This is a genomic window from Mesorhizobium tamadayense (genome assembly GCF_003863365.1).
Lineage (GTDB): Bacteria > Pseudomonadota > Alphaproteobacteria > Rhizobiales > Rhizobiaceae > Mesorhizobium > Mesorhizobium tamadayense.
Genome location: NZ_RQXT01000126.1, coordinates 1 through 2629 on the forward strand (window position 1 = coordinate 1; position 2629 = coordinate 2629).

Annotated in this window: 4 protein-coding genes; all 4 read left to right on the plus strand. The window is 65.0% G+C overall.

What is annotated here, in order from left to right; genetic code table 11:
* Window positions 1-116 precede the first annotated feature (116 nt).
* A complete protein-coding gene (locus EH240_RS36655) occupies window positions 117-305 on the plus strand; it encodes a hypothetical protein (RefSeq protein WP_125007200.1) in 189 nt (62 codons plus the stop codon).
* A 180-nt stretch (window positions 306-485) separates the two neighbouring features.
* Complete coding sequence (locus EH240_RS36660; RefSeq protein WP_125007201.1) at window positions 486-1385, plus strand: DUF3991 and toprim domain-containing protein; 900 nt, start codon at window positions 486-488, stop codon at window positions 1383-1385.
* Between the two features lie 330 nt (window positions 1386-1715).
* The gene (locus EH240_RS36665) at window positions 1716-2321 is read left to right on the plus strand and encodes a DUF1419 domain-containing protein (protein WP_125007202.1); all 606 of its coding nucleotides are present in this window, start codon (window positions 1716-1718) and stop codon (window positions 2319-2321) included.
* A gap of 9 nt (window positions 2322-2330) precedes the next feature.
* Window positions 2331-2629, plus strand: a 299-nt coding sequence (locus tag EH240_RS36670) for a DUF3085 domain-containing protein (RefSeq protein WP_148101175.1), incomplete at its 3' end; no start/stop codon positions are given.

The following is a 2629-nucleotide window of genomic DNA, read 5'->3' on the forward strand; positions in this document are numbered from 1 at the left end:
CTACGCAAAGCGTGCCGTCGCTCACGGCTTCGCCATCGCGATGATCGCGGTCCCGGCTGGACCCGACGGGCGCCTGTCGAGCGGGGGATGGTCCCCGCGACCACGGAGCCAAACAAATGTCGCACGAACTCAGCCTCGCTCAGAGCCACGCCTGGAACCTCGCTCGCACCCTGATGACGCCGGTCATCCTGTTCAAGGTCGATGACAACCAGTACGGCGTTCGTCCTGCCGAAGATCTCGATGGCGACGAGGTCGAGGCGATCTGCGAATACTGCCCATACACAGGAGGTCGACCGGTTCATTGAACCGGTCTCCTGGCCACGGCGTGCCGCTTGCGAGCGGCAGGCCGCAAGGTAGGCTGCGCCGCGGCGGAAGCCGCGCCCTTGCGCCCTTTGCTCTTCGCGGCGGCCGCGGAGTGTTCAGCGAATTGTGTGGAAGAGATAGACTTTGAAAAAGGGCCAGCCGGAAATTGCCGGGAGAGAAGAATGGAAAAGAAGGATATAGAAGAGCTGCGCGGCCGGGTCGGCTGTGCGGCTGTGCTGGAGACCGGCGGCTTCGCAGTCGACCTCAAGGAGAGCACCCGCAAAGCGGTCAAATACCGCCGTGGCGATGAAATCATCATCGTCATCCATGACGGCAAGGGATGGTTCGACCCGTTGTCGGACGCAAAGGGCGATGTCTATTCGCTGGTGCGGCATCTGGACGGCGGCGATTTCCTGGAAGCCTTCGTGCAGGTAGCGTCGCTTGTGGGATTCGTGCCGAGCGAGCCAGAATGGAGACGGCAGTCCCGGGAGCCCGAGCCCGACCAGTCCGTCCCGGAACGATGGGTGGCGCGACGCAAGCCGTGGCGCGGGTCGGCGACCTGGCGCTATCTGCGCGATGAGCGACACATTCCCGAACAGGTCATCCGGATAGCGATCGCTCAGAACGTTCTGAGAGAAGGGCCGCGCGGCAGCATGTGGGCCGCCCACAGCGACGCGGCCGGTATTGTCACTGGCTGGGAGGAGCGCGGCCCGCAATGGCGTGGTTTTGCGGCTGGAGGCGGCAAGATGTTGTTCCGGTTCGGTACCGCGACAGCCACCCGCATCTGCGTCACCGAAGCGGCGATCGACGCCATGAGCCTGGCCGCGATCGAGCGGATACGGCGCGACACGCTGTATACCAGCACCGGCGGCGGTTGGTCGCCGGCGACGGACACGGCTCTTCGCCTTGTGGGGGGACGGCCGAACACGCGGCTTGTCGCGGCCACAGACGCCAACCCGCAAGGCGAGGCATTCGTGTCGAGGCTGCGTGAGCTTGCCGGCGAGCTTGCCTGCGACTTTGAGCGGCTGAGGCCGCTCGCCGACGACTGGAACGCGATGCTGCAGGACGCGGGATCCGCCTGACGGCGCCGATCACTCAAACGCCAGGACAGGATTGAAGATCGCCGTGCCGCGCTTTGCCATGCTCATGTCAGCTAGAACGGGTGCGGCCACGCCGGCATGACCGGTTCGCACCGCCAAATTGGGGAGGACAAGAAGGAGAAAGGAAAGCAAACCCGGCTGCCGCATGCCCGCCGGTCGCGTGCAAGGGTGAAGCTTCGCCCGGCTGCGCCGGCCCTTGACCCGCCCGGACGGAGAGGCGGCCGCAGAGGAGGGGTCATGAAGGGCTGAAGATGATGGGCACCCACGAGGGTGCGCCGCGCTCAGGCCCGACGAGGCTGAAGGAGCCCGCCGATGAACCCCTTTTCTCCCAAGCGTAAAGTCTGCCAGGGCATTGCCGACCGCCGGCAGATGTTCCGTTTGTTCGACCGCCATGCGCAGCGCCCGGACCGGGAGCACGTCGATGCCGGATCTCTTTATAGCGGGGAGTGGTTTCAAGTCGGCCGCGTCGAGCACGACTACATGCTGGAGATCCTGCCACCGCTCTGGATGCGAGGCGGGATGTTCGCGCTGCGCGAGTTCCTTACCGACAGCATCACCAGCATCTTCTACACGCTGCGCATCGACGGCCGGATCCGGTACTTCCATGCCTATTGCGATCTGAATGTGGTGCGATCGCCTGCCGAAATGCGCGATGCCATCGTCGAGCGCGAGTCCTGGCCGGTGAAGGCGATGACGCGCGAAGAGCGGCTGGAGCATATCTGGAGCGCCACGCACGACGAGTACCGTGGCTATGCCGGGAACCGCTGGCCACCGGAGCATCGCGGCAAGCGCACGGTGCTCTGTTATGGCAGCCGGCATGGCACCATGCTGAAGCTGCTCGACGAGCTCACCGATGATGAGATCGCGGCCAAGCTGCCGGTGCATCTGCGCCATCTCCCGATCCAGGCGGCGGCGTGAGGTGGGGCGATGTTTACCTTTCCCATCCTTGCCGTCCGCAAGGTGATCGATCGCGGCATTGCCGATGCCGCCGCCAATGGCGGCTTCCGCAATCCTTATTATGGGACGAGGCCCGGTGAGGGCGAACGGCCCGGCCTCTGGTTGGTCGGCGACGAGGGCGTCTACATCATGTCCAACGGCAAACTCGCCGAGGGCGCCCGCGCGCTCGTCGCCTATTCGGAGCAATGCCACCCTGTCGGCAATCCGGACTGGTGGGACTACAAGCGCCGGCATTTCGGCGGCGATGACGGCATCGAATTCATCGAGGC